21 protein-coding genes, 1 tRNA gene, 1 other RNA gene and 1 pseudogene are annotated in these 22,417 nt (G+C 70.4%); 13 read left to right on the forward strand and 11 right to left on the reverse strand.

Annotated features, from left to right (window positions below; translation table 11 throughout):
* Window positions 1–381: 381 nt before the first annotated feature.
* Complete coding sequence (locus ABD747_RS19015) at window positions 382–969, reverse strand: DUF6197 family protein (protein ID WP_344807523.1); 588 nt, start codon at window positions 967–969, stop codon at window positions 382–384.
* A gap of 105 nt (window positions 970–1,074) precedes the next feature.
* On the opposite strand from ABD747_RS19015, the gene ppk2 reads away from it, so the two are divergent.
* The 4 genes from ppk2 (at window position 1,075) to ABD747_RS19035 (ending at window position 5,608) form a co-directional block, all read left to right on the forward strand.
* Window positions 1,075–1,914, forward strand: coding sequence for a polyphosphate kinase 2 (gene ppk2 / locus ABD747_RS19020; RefSeq protein WP_344807525.1), 840 nt, complete (start codon window positions 1,075–1,077; stop codon window positions 1,912–1,914).
* 158 nt (window positions 1,915–2,072) lie between these two features.
* Window positions 2,073–4,454: a phosphoketolase family protein gene (locus tag ABD747_RS19025; RefSeq protein ID WP_344807527.1), complete on the forward strand. Its 2,382-nt coding sequence runs from the start codon at window positions 2,073–2,075 to the stop codon at window positions 4,452–4,454.
* 52 nt (window positions 4,455–4,506) lie between these two features.
* The gene (locus ABD747_RS19030) at window positions 4,507–4,926 is read left to right on the forward strand and encodes a pyridoxamine 5'-phosphate oxidase family protein (RefSeq protein ID WP_344807529.1); all 420 of its coding nucleotides are present in this window, start codon (window positions 4,507–4,509) and stop codon (window positions 4,924–4,926) included.
* A gap of 13 nt (window positions 4,927–4,939) precedes the next feature.
* Window positions 4,940–5,608, forward strand: coding sequence for a response regulator transcription factor (locus ABD747_RS19035; protein ID WP_344807681.1), 669 nt, complete (start codon window positions 4,940–4,942; stop codon window positions 5,606–5,608).
* 9 nt (window positions 5,609–5,617) lie between these two features.
* Here ABD747_RS19035 and ABD747_RS19040 read toward each other — a convergent pair whose 3' ends face one another.
* Window positions 5,618–6,613: a DUF2510 domain-containing protein gene (locus ABD747_RS19040; RefSeq protein ID WP_344807531.1), complete on the reverse strand. Its 996-nt coding sequence runs from the start codon at window positions 6,611–6,613 to the stop codon at window positions 5,618–5,620.
* A gap of 244 nt (window positions 6,614–6,857) precedes the next feature.
* Here ABD747_RS19040 and ABD747_RS19045 point away from each other — a divergent pair, with 244 nt between their 5' ends.
* The 5 genes from ABD747_RS19045 to ABD747_RS19065 all read left to right on the forward strand — a co-directional run bounded on the left by ABD747_RS19045 (window position 6,858) and on the right by ABD747_RS19065 (window position 11,468).
* Complete coding sequence (locus ABD747_RS19045) at window positions 6,858–7,406, forward strand: hypothetical protein (protein ID WP_344807533.1); 549 nt, start codon at window positions 6,858–6,860, stop codon at window positions 7,404–7,406.
* A gap of 5 nt (window positions 7,407–7,411) precedes the next feature.
* A complete protein-coding gene (locus ABD747_RS19050; protein ID WP_344807683.1) occupies window positions 7,412–8,359 on the forward strand; it encodes a universal stress protein in 948 nt (315 codons plus the stop codon).
* Window positions 8,360–8,384: 25 nt separating this feature from the next.
* A complete protein-coding gene (locus tag ABD747_RS19055; protein ID WP_344807535.1) occupies window positions 8,385–10,046 on the forward strand; it encodes a GAF domain-containing protein in 1,662 nt (553 codons plus the stop codon).
* Window positions 10,047–10,476: 430 nt separating this feature from the next.
* The gene (locus ABD747_RS19060) at window positions 10,477–10,923 is read left to right on the forward strand and encodes a pyridoxamine 5'-phosphate oxidase family protein (RefSeq protein ID WP_344807537.1); all 447 of its coding nucleotides are present in this window, start codon (window positions 10,477–10,479) and stop codon (window positions 10,921–10,923) included.
* 14 nt (window positions 10,924–10,937) lie between these two features.
* Complete coding sequence (locus ABD747_RS19065; RefSeq protein WP_344807539.1) at window positions 10,938–11,468, forward strand: flavodoxin domain-containing protein; 531 nt, start codon at window positions 10,938–10,940, stop codon at window positions 11,466–11,468.
* A gap of 6 nt (window positions 11,469–11,474) precedes the next feature.
* Here the strand turns inward: ABD747_RS19065 and ABD747_RS19070 are convergent, their stop codons facing one another.
* Together ABD747_RS19070 and ABD747_RS19075 are read right to left on the reverse strand one after the other, a co-directional pair.
* Window positions 11,475–11,651 (reverse strand): YegP family protein, encoded by a 177-nt coding sequence (locus ABD747_RS19070; RefSeq protein WP_344807541.1) that lies wholly within the window; start codon window positions 11,649–11,651, stop codon window positions 11,475–11,477.
* A 102-nt stretch (window positions 11,652–11,753) separates the two neighbouring features.
* Complete coding sequence (locus tag ABD747_RS19075; protein WP_344807685.1) at window positions 11,754–13,034, reverse strand: aspartate kinase; 1,281 nt, start codon at window positions 13,032–13,034, stop codon at window positions 11,754–11,756.
* 192 nt (window positions 13,035–13,226) lie between these two features.
* Here ABD747_RS19075 and ABD747_RS19080 point away from each other — a divergent pair, with 192 nt between their 5' ends.
* Entirely contained in the window at window positions 13,227–13,733 is a 507-nt protein-coding gene (locus ABD747_RS19080) for a DUF1707 SHOCT-like domain-containing protein (RefSeq protein WP_344807543.1), read from the forward strand.
* 36 nt (window positions 13,734–13,769) lie between these two features.
* Entirely contained in the window at window positions 13,770–14,771 is a 1,002-nt protein-coding gene (locus ABD747_RS19085; RefSeq protein WP_344807545.1) for a Gfo/Idh/MocA family protein, read from the forward strand.
* Between the two features lie 179 nt (window positions 14,772–14,950).
* Here the strand turns inward: ABD747_RS19085 and recR are convergent, their stop codons facing one another.
* From recR to ABD747_RS19100, 3 genes and pseudogenes are all read right to left on the reverse strand, one after another.
* A complete protein-coding gene (gene recR / locus ABD747_RS19090; protein ID WP_344807547.1) occupies window positions 14,951–15,550 on the reverse strand; it encodes a recombination mediator RecR in 600 nt (199 codons plus the stop codon).
* A gap of 16 nt (window positions 15,551–15,566) precedes the next feature.
* A complete protein-coding gene (locus ABD747_RS19095; RefSeq protein ID WP_344807550.1) occupies window positions 15,567–15,902 on the reverse strand; it encodes a YbaB/EbfC family nucleoid-associated protein in 336 nt (111 codons plus the stop codon).
* 69 nt (window positions 15,903–15,971) lie between these two features.
* A pseudogene (locus ABD747_RS19100) lies at window positions 15,972–18,595 on the reverse strand (DNA polymerase III subunit gamma and tau).
* On the opposite strand from ABD747_RS19100, the gene ABD747_RS19105 reads away from it, so the two are divergent.
* The gene (locus ABD747_RS19105; RefSeq protein WP_344807554.1) at window positions 18,503–19,357 is read left to right on the forward strand and encodes a DUF72 domain-containing protein; all 855 of its coding nucleotides are present in this window, start codon (window positions 18,503–18,505) and stop codon (window positions 19,355–19,357) included. The pseudogene ABD747_RS19100 and the gene ABD747_RS19105 sit on opposite strands and share 93 nt — an antisense overlap.
* Here the strand turns inward: ABD747_RS19105 and ffs are convergent.
* Window positions 19,355–19,451, reverse strand: an RNA gene (gene ffs, locus ABD747_RS19110) — signal recognition particle sRNA small type. The two genes, ABD747_RS19105 and ffs, sit on opposite strands and share 3 nt — an antisense overlap.
* A 115-nt stretch (window positions 19,452–19,566) precedes the next feature.
* Entirely contained in the window at window positions 19,567–19,845 is a 279-nt protein-coding gene (locus tag ABD747_RS19115) for an isoamylase early set domain-containing protein (protein WP_344807556.1), read from the reverse strand.
* A 648-nt stretch (window positions 19,846–20,493) separates the two neighbouring features.
* Here ABD747_RS19115 and ABD747_RS19120 point away from each other — a divergent pair.
* Window positions 20,494–20,581 (forward strand) — tRNA-Ser (locus ABD747_RS19120).
* A 43-nt stretch (window positions 20,582–20,624) separates the two neighbouring features.
* On the opposite strand, the gene ABD747_RS19125 is transcribed toward ABD747_RS19120, so the two are convergent.
* Both ABD747_RS19125 and ABD747_RS19130 read right to left on the reverse strand, forming a co-directional pair.
* On the reverse strand, window positions 20,625–21,326 hold the full coding sequence (locus ABD747_RS19125; protein ID WP_344807558.1) for a response regulator transcription factor: 702 nt from the start codon (window positions 21,324–21,326) through the stop codon (window positions 20,625–20,627).
* On the reverse strand, window positions 21,289–22,413 hold the full coding sequence (locus tag ABD747_RS19130; protein ID WP_344807560.1) for a sensor histidine kinase: 1,125 nt from the start codon (window positions 22,411–22,413) through the stop codon (window positions 21,289–21,291). Before ABD747_RS19130 ends, ABD747_RS19125 begins: the two co-directional genes overlap by 38 nt.
* Window positions 22,414–22,417: the final 4 nt, after the last annotated feature.

The raw sequence follows: 22,417 nt of genomic DNA on the forward strand, positions 1-22,417 counted from the left end.
GGGCGGGGTGCGGAGTGCCGCCTCGCCGGGTGGGCGGGGTGCGGAGTGCCGCGTCGCCGGGTGGGCGGGGTGCGGAGTGCCGCGCCGACAGCTGGGCGGGGTGCGGAGTGGGTCTCGGGCGGAAGGGCGAGGCCCACGGAGCGGGCACACTCCAATCCTCACTCGCGAAATGCGTCGTTGCGGCGGGACCCAGCCGGCCGGCAATCACGATCTCCCGCGGGTCGCCGGGGTCCCACGCGCCGACGCCTTGGCCGCGCTGACGGACGAAGGGCGCGCCTCCGTGTGACGAGGGCGCGCCCCCGTACGACAAGGGTGTGCCGACGTACGGAAGGGTGACGGTACGAAAGGCGTGCCGACGTACGAAGCGTGCGCTGAGGCGGATCAGCTGCAGGCGGCGATCATCGTGCGGGCGATGGCCCGGTCGACCACGTCGATGACGTCCTCCACGCGGCGTCCGGGCTCGTCGTTCCACCCGGTGACCACCCGCAGATGGTCTCGCCGCTGCTCGTGCGGATAGATCCGTCCCGGCGGGAACGACCCGTGGCCCAGCCGCTCGTGCACCGCCTCGTGCAGCTCGTCGACGCAGTGCCAGGCGTCCTCGATCGAGGCCGCCGTGTCGGGGTTCTCGGCCAGCCGCAGAATCGCGCCGACCACACAGGTGGCGCCCACCTGCGCGCCGGAGGAGACCAGGTCGAACGCCTCCGCGGTGCTCACCGGCCGGGTCCGCCCGCCGCCCGCATCGACGGCGAACCAGGCCCCACCCGTCCAGCCGCCCCCGATCAGCGCCGCCCGGGTCTGCTCCAACAGATCGCGGGTCCGATCCAGTCGGCGCAGCCGGTCCTGCTCGGGCGTGAGCCCGGGCGAGGGGATGTGGTCGGGTGCGTGCGGCGGCCACAGCGTGGTACGGGCACGATCGAGCAGGACCCGCCACGCGGGACCGGCCTGGCGCTGCGACGTCGAGTCGGCCATCGACAACTCCCGGGGAGTGCGGCGTTCACCGCCAGCATGCGTCGCCGAAACGTCCGGCGCAAGAGGCCCCTCCCACCGGCCGCCCGGGTCCGGTAGCGTCTCGACATGAGCAAGCACTCCGGTCATCACAAGCCGCACAAGATCGCCAACGATGTCTACGAGGCCGAGCTGTTCCGGATGCAGGCGGAGCTGGTGAAGGTCCAGGAGTGGACCCGGACCACCGGCGCCCGGATCGTGGTCGTCTTCGAGGGCCGGGATGCCGCCGGCAAGGGCGGCACGATCAAGCGGATCAGCGAGTACCTGAGCCCGCGCGTCGCCCGGATCGCCGCGCTCCCCGTGCCCACCGAGCGGGAGAAGGGCGAGTGGTACTACCAGCGCTACATCGCTCACCTGCCGGCCAAGGGCGAGATGGTGCTCTTCGACCGATCGTGGTACAACCGCGCCGGGGTGGAGAAGGTGATGGGTTATTGCACCCCGGTCGAATACACCCGCTTCCTGCGGCAGACGCCCATCTTCGAGCAGATGCTGATCGACGACGGGATCCTGCTCCGGAAGTACTGGTTCTCGGTCTCCGACAACGAGCAGCTGAAGCGTTTCCGATCCCGGCTGAGCGACCCGGTCCGGCGCTGGAAGCTCAGCCCGACCGACCTGGAGTCGATCCACCGCTGGGAGGACTACTCCCGGGCCAAGGACGAGATGATGGTGCACACCGACACCCCCGCCAGTCCGTGGTTCGTGGTCGAGTCCGACGTGAAGAAGCACGCCAGGCTGAACATGATCGCCCACCTGCTGTCGACGATCCCCTACACCGACGTCCCGATGGCCGAGGTCAAGCTGCCCAAGCGGCTGGAGTCCACCACCAACTACCGCCGCCCGCCGCGGGAGCTGACGACCTACGTACCCGACCATGTGGCGGAGCTGATGGGCGACGCCGAGGGCAACTGATCTTGGGGTAGTTCGGGTCGCCCGCGGCGGGACGTTCGACCCTACGGCGGCGGGCCGCGCCACGGAAGGCTGAGTTGGCGAGGCCGCCCACCGACGTTGCGGGGGGCTTTGCAAGACTGAATCAACGCCTACAGGTCCACGACCAGAAGAGGGTTTCCATGACGCTGACCGCCCCGACCAGCGCGCCCGCCATCACCGACGACGAAGTCGCTGCCATCGACGCATGGTGGCGTGCGAACAACTACCTCACCATCGGCCAGATCTATCTGCAGGACAATCCCCTGCTCCGCCGCGAGCTGACCTCCGACGACATCAAGCCGCGGCTGCTCGGCCACTGGGGCACCAGCCCGGGTCTGTCGTTCATCTACGCCCACGTGTCCCGGCTGATCCAGCACACCGGCCAGGAGACCATCTATCTGACCGGCCCCGGTCACGGTGGGCCGGCCCTGGTTGCCGCGGGCTACCTCGAGGGCACCTATACCGAGGTCTACCCGAACATCACCCAGGACGAGGCGGGCATCAAGAAGCTGTTCCGCCAGTTCTCGGCACCGGGCGGCATCCCCAGCCACGTGTCGGTCACCACGCCCGGATCGATCCACGAGGGCGGCGAGCTCGGCTACGTGCTGGTGCACGCCTTCGGCACCGTGATGGACAACCCGGACCTGCTGACGATCGCCGTGGTCGGCGACGGTGAGGCCGAGACCGGCCCGCTGGAGGGATCGTGGAAGGGCGTCTCGTTCATCAACGCCGCCCGGGACGGCGCGGTGCTGCCGATCCTGCACCTGAACGGCTACAAGATCGCCGGCCCGACCGTGCTCGGCCGCAAGGACCCGGCGCTGACCCGGTCCCTGCTGGAGGGCCACGGCTACGACGTGATCGAGGTCGAGGGTGACGACGTGCCCGGCATGCATCATCGCTTCTCCGAGGCGCTGCTGGAGGCATACGGCAAGATCAAGGAGATCCAGCGCGCGGCCCGCGGCGACGGCGGCGGAGGCGACGAGCCGAAGTGGCCGATGATCATCCTCCGCACGCCGAAGGGCTGGACCGGACCCGAGGAGATCGACGGGGTCAAGGTCACCGGGAGCTGGCACTCCCACCAGGTCCCGCTGTCGGGAGTCAAGGGCAACCCAGAGCACCTGGCCGTGCTGCAGACCTGGCTGAAGTCGTACCGGCCGGAGGAGCTGTTCGACGCCAGCGGCGCACCGGTCGAGCTGGTCACCAGGGCCAATCCCCGCGGTGACCAGCGGCTCAGCGCCAGCCCGCACGCCAACGGCGGGCTGCTGACCGAAGACCTGGACATTCCCGACTTCCGCGACTACGCGGTCGAGCTGACCAATCCGGGTACGGCGGTGGAGTCGGTCCGCCGGCTGGGCGAGCTGACCGCGGAGCTCTATCGGCGCAACCCGCACAGCTTCCGGCTGTTCTGCCCCGACGAGACCAACAGCAACCGGCTCGGAGCGGTGTTCGAGGTGTCCGACCGCGCGTTCATGGAGCGGCTGATCCCGGCGGACACGAAGATCTCCCACGAGGGCCGGGTGATGGAGGTGCTGTCGGAGCACAACTGCCACGGCTGGCTCGAGGGCTACACCCTGACCGGGCGGCACGGCATGTTCGCGACGTACGAGTCGTTCGCGATGGTCAGCGCCTCGCAGACCATCCAGCACAGCAAGTGGCTGGAGGAGGCCAACCACCTGCCCTGGCGGGCAAAGGTGCCGAGCCTGAACATCCTGCTCACCTCGACCTGCTGGCGCAACGACCACAACGGCTTCTCCCACCAGGGCCCCGGGCTGATCCAGAACGTGATCACCCAGCGGGCCGAGGTGTCCCGGGTCTACCTCCCGCCGGACGCCAATACCCTGCTCTCGGTGGCGGACCACTGCTTCCGCTCCCGCTCGTACGTGAACCTGATCGTGATCGACAAGCAGCCGCAGCAGCAGTGGCTGACCATGGACGAGGCGATCAAGCACTGCACGGCGGGAGCCGGGATCTGGACCTGGGCCGGCAACGACGACTTCGTCACCGATCCCGACATCGTGCTGGCCAGCGCCGGCGACGTGGTCACGATGGAGACCGTCGCCGCGGCCCAGATCCTGAAGGAGAAGCTGCCGGGACTGAAGGTCCGGGTGGTCAACGTGGTCGACTTGATGACGTTGCCCCGGCCGCAGGACCACCCGCACGGCATCTCCGACACGTTCTTCCGCGAGCTGTTCACCGATCACGTCGACGTGGTCTTCTCCTTCCACGGCTTCCCCGGCGCGGTGCACCAGCTCGTGCACGGCCGGCCGGACGCGGACCGCTTCCACGTTCGGGGCTTCATCGAGGAGGGCACGACCACGACGCCGTTCGACATGGTGGTGAAGAACAAGGCGTCGCGATATCACCTGGTGATGGACGCGATCAACAACGCCAAGCGGACCCCGGTCGGCGCCTCGGAGTTGAAGGCGTGGTGCCAAGAGCAGCTGGCCAAGCACGAGTCGTACGTGGTGGAGCACCTGCAGGACATGCCCCAGGTGCGGGATTGGACCTGGCAGCGCGGCTGAGGCCCGGAAGGATGTGACGCGGACAGATGTGGGGCGGAGGGAAGGTTCGACGATGACAGAGACAGGTTCGAGACAGCCGAGCTTCGGGCCGCTGTCGGCACAGGAGTGCCGCAGCCGGCTCGAAGCGGGGTCGATCGGTCGGGTGGCCTGGAACACGGTCGAGGGGCCGCAGGTCCTGCCGGTGACCTACACCGTGCACAACGACGCCGTGGTGTTCCGGACCGCCGCGTACGGGCCCCTCGCCGACCTCCGCCACGTCCGCCGGGTGGCCTTCGAGATCGATGCCTTCGACCCGGAGACCCGCACCGGCTGGAGCGTCCTGGTCAGCGGTCAGTCCCGGGCCGCCGCGAAGGCGGACGAGCTGGTCGAGCTGTGGAGCAAGGCCGACCCGGTGCCGTGGGCACCGGGCACCCGCAACCTGTTCATCGAGATCAGCCTCGATCAGCTGAGCGGGCGAGCGATCGGATCGTGACCAGGTGAGCAGCATGGCCGTCGACCGGCCGGAGGGTACGGCCGGACCGCGCAAGGTCCGGCTGTTCCTGCTGGACGACCACGAGATCGTCCGCCGCGGTCTGCGCGACCTGTTCGAGGCGGAGGACGATCTCGAGGTCGTCGGCGACGTCGGCTCGGCCCAGGAGGCGATCAGGATCACGCCGGCGCTGCGGCCGGACGTCGCGATCCTCGACGCTCGGCTGCCGGACGGCAGCGGGATCGACGTCTGTCGAGCGATCCGCTCCAAGAACCCGGAAATCCGGGCGATCATCCTCACCTCCTACGACGACGACGAGGCGCTGTTCGCCGCGATCATGGCTGGTGCGTCGGGGTACGTCCTGAAGCAGGTGCGCAGCTCGGACCTGGTCGACACCGTCCGGCGGGTGGCGGCCGGTCAGTCCCTGCTGGACCCGGCCGTCACGGCCCGGGTGCTGGAACGGCTGCGTTCACCCGAGCCCGAGGTCGACGAGCTCGCGTCGCTGACCGAGCGCGAGCGCGAGATCCTCTCCCTCATCGCCGAGGGACTGACCAACCGGCAGATCGGCCAGCGGCTCTATCTGGCCGAGAAGACGGTGAAGAACTACGTCTCCTCCCTGCTCGCCAAGCTCGGGCTGGAGCGGCGGACCCAGGCGGCGGTGCTCGCGTCCAAGCTGCTCCGCTGACGGCTGGGGTTACAGCGGACCGACCGCCCGGACGCCGGCATCGGCGACCTGCTCGGTCCAGGACGTACCGTCCCAGAAGCGATGGTCGTGCCGACCGGTGGGGTCGGTGAACCAGGCCGGCGACGCGTTCACCGCCGGCGGTGGCGGCGGCACGAACGACGCGGGAATGGGTGACTCGGCCAGCACCACCGGCGCAATAGTTGGCTCCGCAGCGATCGTCGTGGACCTGGCCGCGATGTCGTCGAGAAAGGTCGAGAGCGCGCGACTCGCACTCCGGAACCGGAAGACCCGCCAGAAGCCCAGCCCGACGTAGGCGAACGGCACGACGATGAACCAGACCGCCGCCATCTTCGGAAAGCCGCCGATGGCCAACAGCAGCGCACCCAGCCACATGCAGATCAGGTAGCCGATCACGCCGAGCCCGGTCGCCATTCGCCAGAGTCGCACCCCCGGGAATGCGTTCTCACCCGTCGTGTGGTTCCGGAACATGACGTAGCCGCCCTTGCTGCGACCAGGTCGAATCGCCCAGGCCGCGGACACCAGCTGGCCGCCGCCGACCGCGAGGTTCACGCCACGTACGGCGACATTGTGCTGGGTTCCATCGGCTCCGAGCAGGGTGACGTTGTCCTGGATCGTGGTCTGCTGGCTGGTGGACAGCTGATGGGACCAGAGGTCACCGGTGACCGGATTCTGGCTCACGCTGCTGGATGCCTGGAACGACGTGATCGAGGTCTTCGACGCGTCACCGACCCGACCGGTATAGGTATGCAGGTCGTAATGCTTCGCGGCGGCCACCATCTTCGGCGGGTTCCCATACGTCCGCATCGGCCAGAGCACCCTGACGAAACCACTGGCGCCGAAGAAGAAGGTGAGCAGAAGGCCCAGCACCGCCGGTGTCCGCGGATCCGGCCCACGATCGTAGATCACGGCGGCCACCGTCAGCCAGACGACGAAGCCGATCAGCCACGGTCGCGCGCTGAGCACGAATCCCCACAACGCGCGCATATCGGTCAGCCCCCTCGAGTCCGTTCCGCGCGGCCCCGAGCCAAGAGCTTGCCGCAGCTATCCAGTCCGCCGCAGGGAAAACGCGAAACTGGGCAGTCGGGACGTTGGTCCTGCCGGGTCGGTGCCCTTTCACCCTGATCCTCAGCGACCGCTCAGAGAAGGATGAAGGTGTCGGCAAACCGCCGGCCACCGGATCCGCCCCCAGTGCGGCGACCGGCGAGGCACCCAAAAGGGGATCTCAGACATGTCAGCCACAACCCGACCGGTGGAAACGGTCACCAGCTCCGCGCCCGAGTCGCGCGCCATCACCCCGTTCGCCGCCAAGGCGCTCGCCGTCTTGCGCATCGCGTACGGCTTCATCTTCTTGTGGGCCTTCTTCGACAAGGTCTTCGGCCTCGGCTTCTCGACGAAGCCTGAAGCGGCGTGGATCCACGGCGGCAGCCCGACGTACGGCTTCCTGGCCAAGGGATCGTCCGGCCCGTTCGCCGGCTTCTACCACAGCATCGCCGGCCAGAGCTGGACCAACGTGTTGTTCATGCTCGGCCTGCTCGCCATCGGCACCGCGCTCGTGCTCGGCATCGGGCTGCGGATCGCCGCGGTCGCCGGCGCGATCATGTACGTGATGATGTGGAGCGTCGCGCTGCTGCCCACCACCAACCCGATCATCGACGACCACATCCTCGGTGCGATCACCCTGGTCGTGCTCGCGGCGACCTCCGCGGGGCTCACCTGGGGTCTGTCGAAGCAGTGGCGCTCGGTGTCCTTCGTGGCGAACAACCACTGGCTCTGGTGACCACGATGACCGGTCCGGCCGCGGTCGCGAACACCGCCATCCAGGCCCCCAGCCTGGTCGTGCCCGGCAGCATCCTGGTCGGGGTCGACGGCAGCAACGACGGTCTCCGGGCGGTGGACTACGCCGCAGCCGAGGCGGCTGTGAGGAAGGTGCCCTTGCACATCGTGACGGCGCTTCCTCCGGCCACCGCGACCGCGTTCGGACTGGCCCTTCCACTTCTCCTCCCTTCCACCGCTGCGGCGGCCGCCGAACAGGCGACCGCCGCCGCGGCACGCCGGGCGATGGCGAGCGGACTGCGGCCGGAGCAGGTGACCACCGCTGTCGTCCTCGGCTACCCCGGTGACGTGCTCGCCGAGATGTCGAAGGGCGCCACCGCGGTAGTGATCGGGCGGCGCGGGCTGTCCGGGTTGGAGCGCGTGTTCGCCGGCTCGACCTCGGTCAGCGTGGGCGCCAAGGCGCACTGCCCGGTGATCGTGGTGCCGCACGGCTGGCACCCCCCTGTCGCCGGTGGTCGCGCGATCGGCGTCGGGATCGACGGCTCGTCGGAGTCGGTGCCGGCGCTGGCGGCGGCGTACGCGGAGGCGGCGGCGCGGTCGGTCGACCTGCGCGTGGTGTACGCCTATCAGCCGCACCTGGACAGCTTCGCCGGGGTCGCCGACTTCGAGCAGACGCTGACCGACTGGCTGGCCCAGGCCGAGCTGCGGGTGGCCGAGACCATCGCCGGCTGGCAGCAGGACTATCCCGACGTGGTGGTCCAGCGACACTTCGTCCGTGCCCATCCGGTCCGGGTACTGGTCGAGGAGTCGCACGACCTGGACCTGCTGTTCGTCGGCACCAACGGGTCGTCGGCGATGTCCGGGCTCGTGCTCGGCACGGTGGCCCGGGCGGTCGTCGCGGGCTCGGTCTGCCCGGTAGCGTTGGTCCGCAAGGGACCCGAGACCGGCAGCTACTGAGACGTCGCGAACGGAGGGCAGATCGGTGGCCGACCAGGAGGTCGACGCGTCCAGCGGCGCCGATCCGCTGCTGGAGGCCGTGATCGCCCTCGCCAGCCATCTCGAGCTCGCTGAGGTTCTGGACCTGATCGTGCGTTCGGCCTGCCGGCTGACCGGCGCCCGCTACGGCGCCCTGGGCGTGCTCGGACGACCCGACGACGATCCGGGCGACGCCGGCCTCGCCGGATTCCACCACCGGGGGATCGACGACGCGACCCAGGCCGCGATCGGGCACCTGCCGCACGGTCGTGGCGTGCTCGGTGTGCTGATCACCGATCCCCGCCCGCTCCGGCTGCCCGAGATCGCCGAGCACCCGGCATCGGTCGGTTTCCCCGACGACCATCCCGCGATGCACCGGTTCCTCGGTGTGCCGGTCCGGGTCCGGGAGACCGTCTTCGGCAACCTCTACCTGTGCGACAAGGCCGACGGCTCGGTCTTCACCGCCTCCGACGAACAGCTGGTGATCGCCCTGGCTGCCGCCGCCGGCGCGGCCATCGAGAACGCCCGCCTGTTCGCCGAGACCCATACCCGGCAGCGCTGGTTGGCCGCCGCAGCGCGGTCCTCGTCGGGGTTGGCTGCCGACCCGGCCCGCGGGCCCGAACTGGTCGCCGAGGACGCCCGGGAGGCCGGCGGCGGCGCTGAGGTCTGGCTCTCGCTGCCGGCACCGGACGGCGACGACGACCAGCGGCTGGTCGGCGGCGGCGACCAACATAGGTTCTTGATCAACGGGGTCGCCGGCGGTCCGTCGACCCGGGCCCGGCTGCACTCCACGGTCGAGGTCGAGGCCGACGACGAGGGTCAGTTGCACCTCGTCGGGCCGGGTGAGATCGGGCCGGGTGAGATCGGCTCGGAGGAGATCGTGCGGGCCGAGCCGGTGGTGATCGGGTTCCGGGTGCGCGGCCGACTGACCGGGGTGCTGATCATGCGGGTCGACCCGGGCTGGTCCGACGCGGAGCTCGACGCCGCGACCGCGTTCGCCGATCATGTCGCGCTGGCGAGCGACCATGCCCGCAACGAGCACAACCGCAAGCAGCTGGCCGTCTTCACCGACCGGGACCGGATCGCGCGCGACCTGCACGACCAGGTGATCCAGCGGATCTTCGCGGCCGGCCTGGGGCTGCAGAGCACTCTGCGCCGGGTCTCCGACGACGACATCCGGCAGCGGCTGACCCGGCTGGTCGACGACCTGGACGCGACGATCGTGCAGATCCGCTCGACCATCTTCTCGCTGCAGCACGACGAAGCAGACGACAACCGCCACCTGCGCGACGACGTGGTCGCGATCGTCGCCGACGCCGCCCGGGTGCTGGGTTTCGAGCCGAAGCTCACCCTGGTCGGCCCGATCGACACCGCCGTTCCGGCCGGCATGGTCGAGGACGTGCTCGCGACGCTACGGGAGTCGCTGTCCAACGTGGTCCGCCATGCACGCGCCGCCAGCGTCGAGGTGCTGGTGGCGGTGGACGACAAGGCGCGCACCCTCACCATCCAGGTGGACGACGACGGCGTCGGCATCCCGGTGAACGCGCCGCCCGGATCGGGCCTGCGCAACACCGCCGCCCGGGCCCGGGCGGCCGGCGGGCACGTCAGCGTGGTCCGCCGTACGACCGTCGGCACGACCTTCGGCTGGATCGTCCCCCTACCGGTCTGAGGCACCCCCGCGCGGCCCGAGCCGCCGGTTGCCCCCCGGGCCCCCGGGCCCCGGGCCCCCGCACCGGAAACTGTGCAGGTATGGCAGTTCGGAACGTTTCAGAACTGCAGGTTGTGGCCACGTTCCGACCGGCAGGGGCATGGTGCTCGTGGGCCCCGCCGGGGTCGGGAGTCCGCACCGGCGGGTCGCCACCATCGCGCGGTGCCCGGATCGGCCGGCGACCGTTGCTCCCTCGTCCGGCACCCTGCCCCCGGCTCCCGCTCGGCATGATCATCTCCGCTCGACGAGGGAGCAACCGTCGTCCGCATCGGGCTCCTCGATCGGGACGAAGGTCCCGGCGGGCCGACGGCCGGAGGCCCCTCGTCCGGTCGGCGGTGACGCTGACAGACTTGGACCCAACAGAGATCGGACGTCGAGAGAGGGCACCATCATGAGCACGGCCGAGGCGTTCTGGTCAGTGGCGGGAACGGCGAGCGGGCGCCTGGTCGAGATGACCCGGGACGAATCCCTGCAAGCGCTGCAGTCCAAGAGCGTCGGCCGGCTGGCCTACAGCACCGACGACGGGCCGCGGATCATCCCGATCAACTACATCCTCACCGAGGACGGGATCATCTTCCGGACCGTGCCGGATGGCGAGGTCGCCCGGTTCGCGCTCGACTCGACCTGCGCGTTCGAGATCGACGAGATCGACGAGTTCTTCGAAGCCGGCTGGAGCGTGCTTGCGGTCGGTGTCGCCCAGCTGCTGACCGAGGCCGACTTCCAGCGCCTGCGCTATGGCAAGATCCCCGAGCCGTGGGCCGACGGCCCCCGGATCCTGTTCGTGAAGCTGCCGCTGATGCGGCTCAGCGGCCGCCAGCTGTTACCCAGCGGACGCTGAGCGGTCGCACCATCGTGTCCGGCCGCCGGGTCTTGGTCGCGTACGCCACGAAGATGGGCTCGACCGCGGAAATCGCGGACGCCATCGCCGACCAGCTCCGCAGCCACGAGCTCGAGGTGGTGGTGTTGCCGTTCTCCGCGGCGCCGGACCCGAGCGGGTTCGACGCCTTTGTCGGCGGGAGCGCGATCTATGCCACCCGCTGGCAACGCTCGGCCCGGCGCTATCTGCGCGACCACCGCGAGACGCTGGCGGCCAGGCCGTGCTGGCTGTTCGAGAGCGGCCCGACCGGCGATCTGTCCGAGCGTCGGCACGAGAGCCCGGCGGGCGTGATCCGGCTGGCGGGCGAGATCGGCAGTCCGCAGATCAAGGTGTTCGGCGGCAACCTCGATGCCGCCCGGGCCACCAGCGCGATCGCCAAGTGGGTCGCCAACAGTGACCTGGCCGGGGACTACCGCAACTGGACCGACATCCGCGACTGGGCCGACGGGGTCGCCCGCTCGCTGATCGGCGGCGTGCCAGACTCGGTGGCCGGTTCCGAGGGCTGACCGGCCTCAGGCCTCGACGGTCTCGGCCTCGGCCGCGGCCTTCTTCACCGACTCGATGCTGTTCAGCGCGGTCGCCTTGCTGTTGAAGCCCTCACCGGGTGTCGCGATGACCTGCCCGTTGCTGTGCCGCAGCCGCCAGCGATACTCGCCCGCCTTGTCCTGGAAGACCTCGAACTTCGCCATCTGCCACCGTCCTCGTCGACCGACCTGTCAGCGCTCACGCTAGCGCCGGGCCGGCCGTGCCCGTCGAACGCCCCCGGCCTCCTTGGTCAGGACCGCGGCGGGCTATCGACCCGTGCCGGCATAGACCACGGCCGCCTCGGTCGCGTCCAGGCCGAACGCGGTATGCGCCGCGGCGACCGCCCGGTCCACGTCGTCCTGGTCCACCACGACCGAGATCCGGATCTCGGAGGTGGAGATCATCTCGATGTTGACGCCGGCCGCGGCGAGCGCGGAGAAGAACTTCGCCGTCACGCCGGGGTGCGACCGCATCCCGACCCCGACCACGGAGACCTTCCCGATCTGGTCGTCGTACAGCACGTCGCTGAAGCCGACGTCGGCCTTCAACTCGTTCAGGGTCTCCATCGCCGCCTGGCCGTCGGCCTTGGGCAGGGTGAAGGAGATGTCGGTCCGGCCGGTCGCGACCGCCGACACGTTCTGCACGATCATGTCGATGTTGATCTCGGTCGACGCCACGGCCTCGAAGATCCGGGCGGCCTCGCCGATCTGGTCGGGCACGCCCACGATCGTGATCTTGGCCTCGCCGCGATCATGCGCGACCCCGGAGATGATCGCCTGTTCCATCTCGGTTCCCTTCTCCAGCTCTTGCACCCAGGTCCCGTCCTTGTCGGAGAACGAGGACCGGACATGGACGGGGACGTTCTCGCGGCGGGCGTACTCCACGCACCGCAGATGCAGGATCTTGGCGCCGCAGGCGGCCATCTCCAGCATTTCCTCGTACGAGATCTGCGGGATCCTGCGTGCGCTCGGCACGATCCGCGGGTCGGCGGTGTAGACGCCGTCTACGTCGGTGTAGATCTCGCAGTAGTCGGCACCGAGGCTCGCGGCCAGCGCGACGGCGGTGGTGTCGGAGGCGCCGCGGCCGAGCGTAGTGACATCCTTCGTGTCCTGCGCGACGCCCTGGAAGCCGGCCACGATCACGATGTCGCCCTTGTCCAGGGCGCTGGTGATCCGGCCCGGGGTGATGTCGATGATCCGGGCGTTGCCGTGGGTGCCGGTGGTGATGATCCCGGCCTGCGAGCCGGTCAGCGAGCGGGCCCGCAGGCCCAGGTCGTGGATGGCCATGGCCAGCAACGCTGCGCTCATCCGCTCGCCCGCGGTGAGCAGCATGTCGAGCTCGCGCGGCGCCGGTAGCGGCGACACCTGCAGGGCCAGATCCATCAGCTCGTCGGTGGTGTCGCCCATCGCCGAGATGACGACGACGACGTCCTTGCCCTCCTGCTTGGTGGCGATGATCCGGCGGGCCACCCGCTTGATGCTTTCCGCATCGGCGACCGAGGAGCCGCCGTACTTCTGCACCACCCGACTTGAGGACGCCTCCGGCATCACCCGACTGGACGACGCCTCCGGCATCTCGCGGCCCACGACGTACTCCTCCTGGCTCCTGGCTACGCCGGTCGAGGTGTCCGATCGGCCGCCCCAACTGTAGTGCGCACACGTCCGTGCGCCGACCATCGTCCACCGGCTCGACCCGGCGCTGCGGCCGGTCCGAACCGCCCGGGTGAAATACTCGATCCTGTGAGCGATTCTCCCGATCCGGTGCCGCAGCGCATCGGCGACGCCGAACGCGACCAGGCGGCGACGTACCTTCGCGAGGCGCTGGCGCAGGGCCGGTTGGAGCAGACGGAGTTCGACGAGCGGGTCGATGCGGCCCTGCGGGCGAAGACCCAGGCCGATCTGGATCCGCTGTTCCGCGACCTGCCGGGACCCAGACCCGGTCAGGGCCTCGCGCCGGCCGCCGGGTTCACCGCCCCGCCCTGGCAGCAGGCTGCGCCGGTGAGCGACGACGCGGTCGCCGTGCCTGGCAGCGCTGGCACCGATGTGGCCAAGACCAACCCGAGCAAGCTGCTGGACACCATCGCCTGGGTGATCTGGCCGGTGACGCTGCTGGTCCTGTTCGCTACCCACTGGAACGCCTGGTGGTTGATCTTCATCCCGATCATCGTCTCCTCCTACGCCGGCAAGCAGCATCACGACCGCGACCAGCAGCGCGCCCGGGACCGGGACCGGCACCGCGGACACTGAGGCGACGCCGCCGCACGCGTCACTAGGCTGACCCGGGTGAGCATCGAACGCGACATCCGTTGGGGCATCGTCGGGCCGGGACGGATCGCGGCGAAGGTGGTCGAGGATTTCGCGGTGACCCCGAACGCGGTGGTGCTCGGCTGCGCATCCCGCTCGGCCGAGCGGTCTGCCGCGTTCGCCGAGCGGCACGGGCTGGAGCGGGCTTACGGGTCCTACCGGGAGATCATCGCCGACGCCGACATCGACGTGCTCTATCTCGCCACTCCCCATCCGCAGCACCACGCGATCGCCATGGCGGCGATCGAGGCCGGCAAGGCGCTGCTGATCGAGAAGACCTTCACCGCCACCGTGCCCGGCGCCGAGGCGATCGCCGATGCCGCCCGGGCGCGGGGTGTGTTCGTGATGGAGGCGATGTGGACGCGGTTCCAGCCGGCCATCGTCGCCGCCCGTGACCTGATCGCCGACGGAGCGATCGGCGAGGTCCGGCAGGTCCAGGCCGACCTCGGGGTGGACCGCCCGTACGACCCGAGCGACCGGCTGTTCGACCCCGCCCAGGGCGGTGGCGCGATGCTGGACCTCGGGGTGTACGTCGTCTCGCTCGCTCAGCACTTCCTCGGCGACCCGACGACCGTGGCGGTCAGCGGCTCGCTGGCGCCGACCGGGGTCGACGCGGAGGCCGGGCTGTTGCTGGGCTACGACGACGGCCGGGCCGCATCGCTGCTGATCTCGCTGCGCGGCGCGACCCCCGGCGCCGCCCGGATCCACGGCACCCGCGGCTGGATCGACATCCCGCCGCGCTTTCACCACCCGAACCGGATCGTGCTGACGCGGTTTGGGGCCACACCGGAGGAGATCGTCCGACCGCCGGTGGGGAGCGGCTACGCCCACGAGCTGATCGAGGTGACCGAGTGCCTGCGCGCCGGCCGCACCGAGAGCGCGGTGATGCCGCTGCGCGACACCGTCGCCGTCCAGCGAGTGCTCAACTCCGCCTGCGAGCAGCTGGGTGTCTTCCACGCCGAGGACGCCGCCGCGATCTGAGGTCAGCCGCCCGACCTGGGGGTCCGGAACGGGCCCATCCGCCCTGGCGCGCGGGTGACGCCCGCGACCAGCTCCGGTTCGCAGGCCCGGTCCTGTGACGCACCTTCCCGGAGGGAGGGCTGCCGGCAGCCGAGCAGAGCCGCGGGGCGCATGTGCGCGGCGGCGATCCGGGACTGACGCTAGGCGTCGACGTACCGGCGGCCCTCGAAGGCACGACCGAGCGTGACCTCGTCGGCGTACTCCAGGTCGCCGCCGACCGGCAGCCCGCTGGCCAGCCGGCTGACCTTCACCCCCATCGGGATCAGCAGCCGGCTGAGATAGGTCGCGGTCGCCTCCCCTTCGAGGTTCGGATCGGTGGCGATGATGACCTCCTGGACGGTGCCGTCGGCAAGGCGCTGGCACAGCTCGCGGATCCGCAGCTCGTTCGGGCCGATCCCGTCGATCGGGCTGATCGCACCGCCGAGCACGTGATAGCGCCCGCGGAACTCGCGGGTCCGTTCGACCGCGACGACGTCCTTGGCCTCCTCCACCACGCAGATCACGGTGGGATCGCGGCGCGCGTCACGGCAGATCCGGCACTGCTCGTCCTCGGCGACGTTGAAGCAGATGTCGCAGAAGCGGACCTTCTCCTTCACCAGCCGAAGCACGTCGGCCAGCCGGCGGATGTCGTCCGGGTCGGCGGCGAGAATGTGGAACGCGATCCGCTGTGCACTCTTCGGGCCGATACCGGGCAGCTGGCCCAGCTCGTCGATCAGGTCCTGGACCGGTCCCTCGTACATTCCGACCTCTCGACCGTCAGAAGGGCAGCGAGCCGCCGCCGGCACCGCCGCCGAGACCACCGGCGAGCGGGCCGAGCTTGCTCGCAGCGATCGCCTGAGCCTTGTGGTTCGCGTCCCGGACGGCGGCCAGCACGAGGTCGGCCAGCGTCTCGGTGTCGTCCGGATCGACGGCCGCCGGCTGGATCACCAGGCCGACCAGTTCACCGGAGCCGGTGACCGTGGCCGTGACCAGACCGCCCCCGGCGGTGCCGTCGTATCGGCTGTTGGCCATCTCCTCCTGAGCCTGCAGCAGCTGCTCCTGCATCGCCTGGGCCTGGGCAAGCAGGGCCGACATGTCACCTTCGGGGAACATCGCGAATCCTCATTCCTGCGTACGTCCTGAGCGAGTCGGGACGCGACGCCCCGACCTGTCCCGCACAGCCTATGTGCCGTGTTCCTCCTCGGCGATGATCTGAGCGCCGAGCTGGCGGGCCAGCAGCTCGGTGTGCGACTCGTTCGACTCGTCCAGCACCTCGTCGTCGCGATCGGCGGCGGAGTCGCGATCGTCGCCGCCCTCGGTCCGCGGACCGTGGCGAGTAGGCCGGATCGACTGCCGGGCCTGTTCGAGCACCGGTGCCGCCCGGGCCGCGTCGGGCGGCGGCCCGTCCCGATCCTCCGGCGGTGGACCGTCCTCGTCCGGCGGTACGTCGTCGTCGGAGGGTCGCGCGACTGCCTCCGGCCTCGATGGACGCGACGACGCGGGCGGCCCTGATCGCGGCGTCCCGTACTGACCGGAGGGCGGCCCGGACTCCGACGGCCCGGACTCCGACGGCCCGGACTCCGACCGACCCGACTCCGACCGACCCGACTCCGACTGAACGGACGAAGGCGCACCGGGCGACGCAGAGCCGGGCGGTCCGGGGCGGGACGCAGCGGGCGGATCGGCTGCACGACCGGGCCCACGAGCCGGTGCGGAAGCCCGCCCGCCGGCGCTCGGGTCGACCATGGTGGTCACCCGCAAGTCGACGCCGAGCACGGTGATCAGCGCCTCGCGCAGGACGTCCTCGTTGCCCGACTTGGCGAAGCTGTCACGAGCGCCGACGTTGGGCATCGCCAGCAGCAGGTTGCCGTCGGCGACGTCCGCGACATGCGCGTTCTGGCTGATCAGGATCCAGGTGAACCGCCGCCGGCCCTTCACCTCCTCCAGCACCTCCGGCCACAGCCGGCGTACGTCCGTCACCGAGAGAGCGGGCCGGCCCTGGGCAGGTGGTGACTGGACCGGTGGGGATTGGGCCGGTGGGGCCTGTGCGGGTGATGCCTGGGCGGCTGGCGACTGGGCCGGGGCGCTCGGGACCCGGCTCGAACGGTCGGACTCGGCAGGACCGCCCGATGTTCTCGGCGGAGGCGCGGAACCTCCCGCTGGACGTCCCGGCCGGGCGGGCTCCGGCCAGTCGTCTGCCGGCGCCTCCGCCGAGGGTTGCGACTGCTGCGGCGGGTGATCGCGTGAGACCGAGGGCTCGGCCGCGGTCCGATCCGGCGCGGTCCGATCCGGGGCAGTCCGATCCGGGGCGGGCCCGCTCGGTGCGGCACCGCTCGGGGCGACGGCGTTCATCCCGATCCGGCGCTCCAACCGGTCCAGCCGGGCGTGGATGCCGCGGTCGTCCACATCGGCCCCGGGCAGCATGATCCGGGCGCACATCAGCTCCAGGTGCAGCCGCGGGGCGGTCGTACCGCGCATCTCGGTGAGCCCGGACGCGATCACCTCCGCCGCCCGGGTCAACTCGCCCGGGCCGAGCGTCGCGGCCTGCGAGCTCAGTCGCTCGGCCTGGTCGCCGCTGACCTCGACCAGCCCCGAGCTGAGCGCGTCCGGCACGGCCACCACGACCATCAGGTCGCGCAGCCGGCGGAGCAGATCCTCGGCGAACCGGCGCGGATCCTGCCCGACCTCGATCACCTTGTCGACGCAGCCGAACACACCGCCGGCGTCCCCGGCCGCGAACGCGTCGACGAACTCGTCCAGCAACGAGTCCGGGGTGTAGCCGAGCAGGGCGGCGGCATGCGCATAGCTGACTCCGGAGTCGTCTGCGCCACCGAGCAGCTGGTCCAGCACCGACAGCGAGTCCCGGACCGAACCCTGACCCGCCCGGACCACCAGGGGCAGCACCGCCGGCTCGACCGCGATCCCCTCGGCCTGGCACAGCTTCGCGAGGTAGCCACCGAGCACCCGGGGCGGCACCAGCCGGAACGGGTAGTGATGGGTCCGCGAGCGGATCGTGCCGATGACCTTCTCGGGCTCGGTGGTGGCGAAGATGAACTTGACGTGCGGAGGCGGCTCCTCGACGAGCTTGAGCAAGGCGTTGAAGCCGGCGGTGGTGACCATGTGCGCCTCGTCGACGACATAGATCTTGTAGCGGCTGCTGACCGGCGCGAAGAACGCCCGTTCGCGCAGGTCACGCGCGTCGTCGACGCCGCCGTGACTTGCCGCGTCGATCTCGATCACGTCGATGCTGCCCGGTCCGCCGCGGGCGAGGTCGCGGCACGACTGGCACTCTCCGCAGGGCTCCGCTCGCGGACCGCGCTCGCAGTTGAGGCAGCGGGCCAGGATCCGGGCCGAGGTCGTCTTGCCGCAGCCGCGCGGGCCGGAGAACAGATAGGCGTGGTTGACCCGGTTGTTGGTCAGCGCACGCTGGAGCGGCTCGGTGACATGCTCCTGACCGATGACGTCGGCGAAGGTGTCGGGCCGGTAGCGCCGATAGAGCGCGAGCGGAGCGGCCGGCACGTCTGCGGATCGAGCGGTCGACGTGCCCGGCGGCGTCTGCGCGGCGCCCTTGAATAGCGTCGCGTCCTGGCTGAACTCGGGCAGGTCGAAGCCATCCTCGTCGGTCTCCGCCGTGCCGTCTCCCACCCGAGAAACCCTATGCCCTGCGTCTGACACTCCCGGCCGGCAGCCGAGGTCGGCCTAGGATCGCCCCGATGATCCGGATCGGCATCTCGGGCTGGACGTACCCGCCGTGGCGTGGGCGCTTCTATCCGCCCAAGCTCGCACACCGCCGGGAACTGGCCTATGCGGCCGGGACCTTCAACTCGATCGAGGTGAACGGGACGTTCTACGGGCTGCAGCGGCCCGGTGCGTTTGCCTCCTGGGCGGAGCAGACCCCTGACGATTTCGTCTTCGCGGTCAAGGGCAGCCGCTTCATCACCCACCTGAAGAAGCTGACCGACGTACGCACGCCGCTGGCCAACTTCTTCGCCTCCGGGGTGCTGGCGCTGGATCGCAAGCTCGGCCCGCTGCTGTGGCAGTTGCCACCGAACCTCGGCTTCGACTCCGCCCGGTTGTCGGACTTCTTCGACCAGCTGCCGCGCAGCCTCGGCGCGGCCGCGTCGCTGGCTCGCGAGCACGACCAGCGCATTCCGGCCGATCGCGAGCTGGTGAACGCCGTCCATCCGCGGCACCGGCTTCGGCACGCGCTGGAGGTGCGGCACGACAGCTTCCGGACGCCGGAACTGATCTCGGTGCTGCGCGAGCACCGGATCGCGCTGGTGCTCGCCGACAACCCCGGGAACTGGCCGGTGATGGACGAGACCACGACCAGCTTCCGGTATGTCCGCCTGCACGGCGACACCGAGCTGTACGCCAGCGGGTACTCCGATGAGGCGCTGGACTCCTGGGCCGCGCGGATCCGGGCGTGGTCCGAGGCCGGACAGGACGTCTACGTCTACTGCGACAACGACACGAAGGTGCGGGCGCCGTACGACGCGATGGGGCTGATGGGCCGCCTGGGCATCAGGCCCACCCCGTCGCCCGAGAACGGCGAAGCCGGAAGATAGAACGGTCCCTCGCGCACCCGAAAGAGCTCACTTACCCTTGCTGCCTTCCGGCCCTGGGGGGGTTGGGCGAGTTATCGCCGCGCGAGGGACCGCCGACCAGCGTACAGGATCGGCGATGGCCGGCCCGACGCACTGATTCCGTCCCGCCAGACGCCGGCCTTGCCCCGGCACACGCCGGGGCAGGCGCCGATCGAGGGACGAAATCAGGGTCAGGCCTTGACCAGCGACCCCTCCGGAGTGATCGCGTCGGCGTCGGGATCGTCGAACCAGACGCCACCCTCGCCGAGGTAGCGGAACGCGACCGTCTCCCCGGCCGGCACGGCCACGCTGACGCTGCGGGTGCCGTTGCTGCGCTTGACCAGCTTGTGCGCGCCCGGCTTCCAGTCGTTGAACGTCCCGACCGCCGACACCGGGCCGGTGTGGACGTCGTCGGGGATGACGAACTGGATCTTGGTCCGAGTGCCGTCGGTGGTGATACGCAGGGCCATGGTTCTGCCGCTTTCGTGATCGTCGGTCGGTGGTGTCGGACCCGTCCGGGGAAGTCGCCGGGGACCGTGTGGAGAGGCTACGGTCGAGCCCCGGCGAGCCCGCGGAGCGACGCGCCCCTGTGAGGAACCTGACACGGCGCCGTAACCCTCCCCGCCGCTGCCTGCCGTGCCGAGCACAGCTGAGAGCTCGATCCCGCGCTGCGATGCGATCCCGCGGTTCGATCACGGTGGGGTGGATCCGCACGGATACAGATTCCGGCCGCGGCGGGAATCTCGGGCGCTCTTGGCCCGACAGCGGGCCGACTTTCCGGCCGCGGTCGGATTCTCGGGGGCCGTGTGCCCGACAGCGGTCCCACTTTCCGGCCGCGGTCGGATTCTCGGGCGCCGTGTGCCCGACAGCGGGCCGACTTTCCCGCCGCGGCGGGAAAGTCGGGTGCCCGGCCTGGTGGTGAGTCCGATTCCTGCCCGGCTCGGCTGGCGTGGATCGGCCGGTCCCGTGACGCCGATCGACCCCGGAACACGCCCAGAGCGCCCTAGCAAACGCTTTCTCCGCAAACTGAGGTCGATCGGCGACAGCCAGCCCGTACCGCGCCGTCGCTGCCGGAAGTCGATTCGCCCCTGCTTCGGGTTGCCGGTAAGGTTCCGCGCGGAGGATTCGCCTAGAGGCCTATGGCGCTCGCTTGGAAAGCGGGTTGGGTTCACGCCCTCGCGGGTTCGAATCCCGCATCCTCCGCCATTCTGAGCAAGGCAGAGCCGAACCGTCGCGCGGAGAAGGGCGGTCAGTGGCCCGCTGGGCCCGGGGCAGCGATCAGCCCGGCGGCGACGGCCCGGTTGACGGCGTCGATCCGCGACACCGCCTCGAGCTTCGCGAAGACGTTGCGCAGGTGCCGTTTGACCGTGGCCTCGCTCATCCCGGTACGGGTGGCGATCTGGGCGTTGCTGAAGGCCTGAGCGGCCAGTTCCAGCACCTCGCACTCTCGGCTGGTCAGCGGCGTCGCGGACGAGTCGGGTGCCGGGTCGCCGGCGACTAGCAGCGCGAGGCTGTCCCGCGAGATCGATAGTACGCACCGCTCCGGACTGGCCGCCGCGGTCCGGATCGTCGCCACCAGCTCGTGCCGGCTCGCGCTCTTCAGCAGATAGGCGCTGATACCGGCGCGGACCAGCTCGCGGATCTGCTTGGCCTCGTCCAACATGGTGAGGATGACGACCCGGGTGTCGGGGGAAAGCGCCTTCGCCCGGCCGACGGTGTCGGTGACGTAGCCGCCGGGGATGTCGACGTCGAGCAGGAGCACATCCGGCTTCTTGTCGCCGACGAGCCGGACGGCCGCGGCGGCGTCGCCCGCCTCGCCCACGACCGTCACATCGGCGTGCGCGTTGAGGATGTCGCGGATGCCCTCGCGGAACAGGTCGTGGTCGTCCACCAGCCCGACCCTGATCGCGTGACTAGGCATTGCTCCGGTGCCCTCCGCGCTTGTCGACATCGGCCTCCGCGTCGGCGAGTCGAGGCAGGTACACGACCAGTTCGACCCGGGTGCCGACGCCGGGCCTGCTCTGCACCCGAACCGACCCGGAGATGAGCGCGGCGCGCTCGCGCATCGACTGCAGTCCGAGGCCGTCGCCGCCCGGCTGCTCGGTCGCGAAGCCGGAGCCGTCGTCCTCGACCACGGCGCGCAGCTCGCGCGGGGCGATGTCGATCCGGACCAGCAGATGGGCTGCACCGGAGTGCACGATGGCGTTCCGCATCGCCTCGCGGACGATCAGGTACGTCTCCTCGCGGACGATCCCGACGAGCCAGCTGTCCTGGCCGTATACCTCGACCGCGGTCGTGATGTCGGAGTCCAGCGACCGGCCGTAGGCCGTCAGAGCCTCGCCCAACGCCGCCGTCGGGGTGCCGGCGTGCAGCCCGACCGCCAGGTTCCGCGTGGTCTCGATGGTGCCGCTGATCAGCGAGTTCGCCGCACTCAGCCGCTGCTGGGTCTGTGCAAGGTCCTCGGTTACCGCGAGTTCGGCGAGCTCGAGCTGGCGAAAGCCGGCGTTCAGTCCGTAGCTGACCCGGTCGTGCAGCTCGCGAGCGATCCGCCGCCGCTCGTGCTCGTTGGCCAGCCGGACCTCGTCGAGCAGCAGGCTGGCGTACGCCGCGCATGCCTCCCCCAGGCGCCGGAACAGCACCTCGGACAGGATCGTCCCGAGCTCGGTGATCGACTCCGGTCCGAGGCCGAGCTCGGTGCCGCACTCGCCCCCGGCGGTCAGCACGGTGCGGAACAGGCGGTCCGCGGCGACCAGCGACTCGATCGGATGCACCCGGTCGGTGGCCCGGGAGACCCCGATCTGCGAGGAGAGGGCCAGGCCCGGCACGTCCGGGCTGGCGTCTCGGGCCGCCAGCCCGGCGCACACCTCGTGCAGGATGGATCGGGCCTGGTCGACGAGCTGTGCGGTCGCGGCGGGGCTGTGCACCAAGACGCTGTCGACGTCGTCCAACCGGCTCAGATAGTCCGCCAAGACCTCCTCGGTGCGGGCGAGCAGCCGTTCCGCCAACGCACGGGTCGGCGGTCGGGGTGACGGATCCATGGGC

It is taken from the genome of Microlunatus ginsengisoli (assembly GCF_039537205.1).
GTDB lineage: Bacteria > Actinomycetota > Actinomycetes > Propionibacteriales > Propionibacteriaceae > Microlunatus > Microlunatus ginsengisoli.

Excerpts from the sequence above, each read along its gene's own strand:
- ABD747_RS19040 (WP_344807531.1), bottom strand. The coding sequence starts at position 6,613 with ATGCGCGCGTTGTGGGGATTCGTGCTCAGCGCGCGACCGTGGCTGATC.
- ABD747_RS19015 (WP_344807523.1), bottom strand. The coding sequence starts at position 969 with ATGGCCGACTCGACGTCGCAGCGCCAGGCCGGTCCCGCGTGGCGGGTC.
- ABD747_RS19045 (WP_344807533.1), top strand. The coding sequence starts at position 6,858 with ATGTCAGCCACAACCCGACCGGTGGAAACGGTCACCAGCTCCGCGCCC.
- ABD747_RS19070 (WP_344807541.1), bottom strand. The coding sequence starts at position 11,651 with ATGGCGAAGTTCGAGGTCTTCCAGGACAAGGCGGGCGAGTATCGCTGG.
- ABD747_RS19035 (WP_344807681.1), top strand. The coding sequence starts at position 4,940 with ATGGCCGTCGACCGGCCGGAGGGTACGGCCGGACCGCGCAAGGTCCGG.
- ABD747_RS19030 (WP_344807529.1), top strand. The coding sequence starts at position 4,507 with ATGACAGAGACAGGTTCGAGACAGCCGAGCTTCGGGCCGCTGTCGGCA.
- ABD747_RS19060 (WP_344807537.1), top strand. The coding sequence starts at position 10,477 with ATGAGCACGGCCGAGGCGTTCTGGTCAGTGGCGGGAACGGCGAGCGGG.
- ABD747_RS19105 (WP_344807554.1), top strand. The coding sequence starts at position 18,503 with ATGATCCGGATCGGCATCTCGGGCTGGACGTACCCGCCGTGGCGTGGG.
- ABD747_RS19130 (WP_344807560.1), bottom strand. The coding sequence starts at position 22,413 with ATGGATCCGTCACCCCGACCGCCGACCCGTGCGTTGGCGGAACGGCTG.
- recR (WP_344807547.1), bottom strand. The coding sequence starts at position 15,550 with ATGTACGAGGGACCGGTCCAGGACCTGATCGACGAGCTGGGCCAGCTG.
- ABD747_RS19125 (WP_344807558.1), bottom strand. The coding sequence starts at position 21,326 with ATGTCGACAAGCGCGGAGGGCACCGGAGCAATGCCTAGTCACGCGATC.
- ppk2 (WP_344807525.1), top strand. The coding sequence starts at position 1,075 with ATGAGCAAGCACTCCGGTCATCACAAGCCGCACAAGATCGCCAACGAT.
- ABD747_RS19025 (WP_344807527.1), top strand. The coding sequence starts at position 2,073 with ATGACGCTGACCGCCCCGACCAGCGCGCCCGCCATCACCGACGACGAA.
- ABD747_RS19095 (WP_344807550.1), bottom strand. The coding sequence starts at position 15,902 with ATGTTCCCCGAAGGTGACATGTCGGCCCTGCTTGCCCAGGCCCAGGCG.
- ABD747_RS19115 (WP_344807556.1), bottom strand. The coding sequence starts at position 19,845 with ATGGCCCTGCGTATCACCACCGACGGCACTCGGACCAAGATCCAGTTC.
- ABD747_RS19050 (WP_344807683.1), top strand. The coding sequence starts at position 7,412 with ATGACCGGTCCGGCCGCGGTCGCGAACACCGCCATCCAGGCCCCCAGC.
- ABD747_RS19075 (WP_344807685.1), bottom strand. The coding sequence starts at position 13,034 with ATGCCGGAGGCGTCCTCAAGTCGGGTGGTGCAGAAGTACGGCGGCTCC.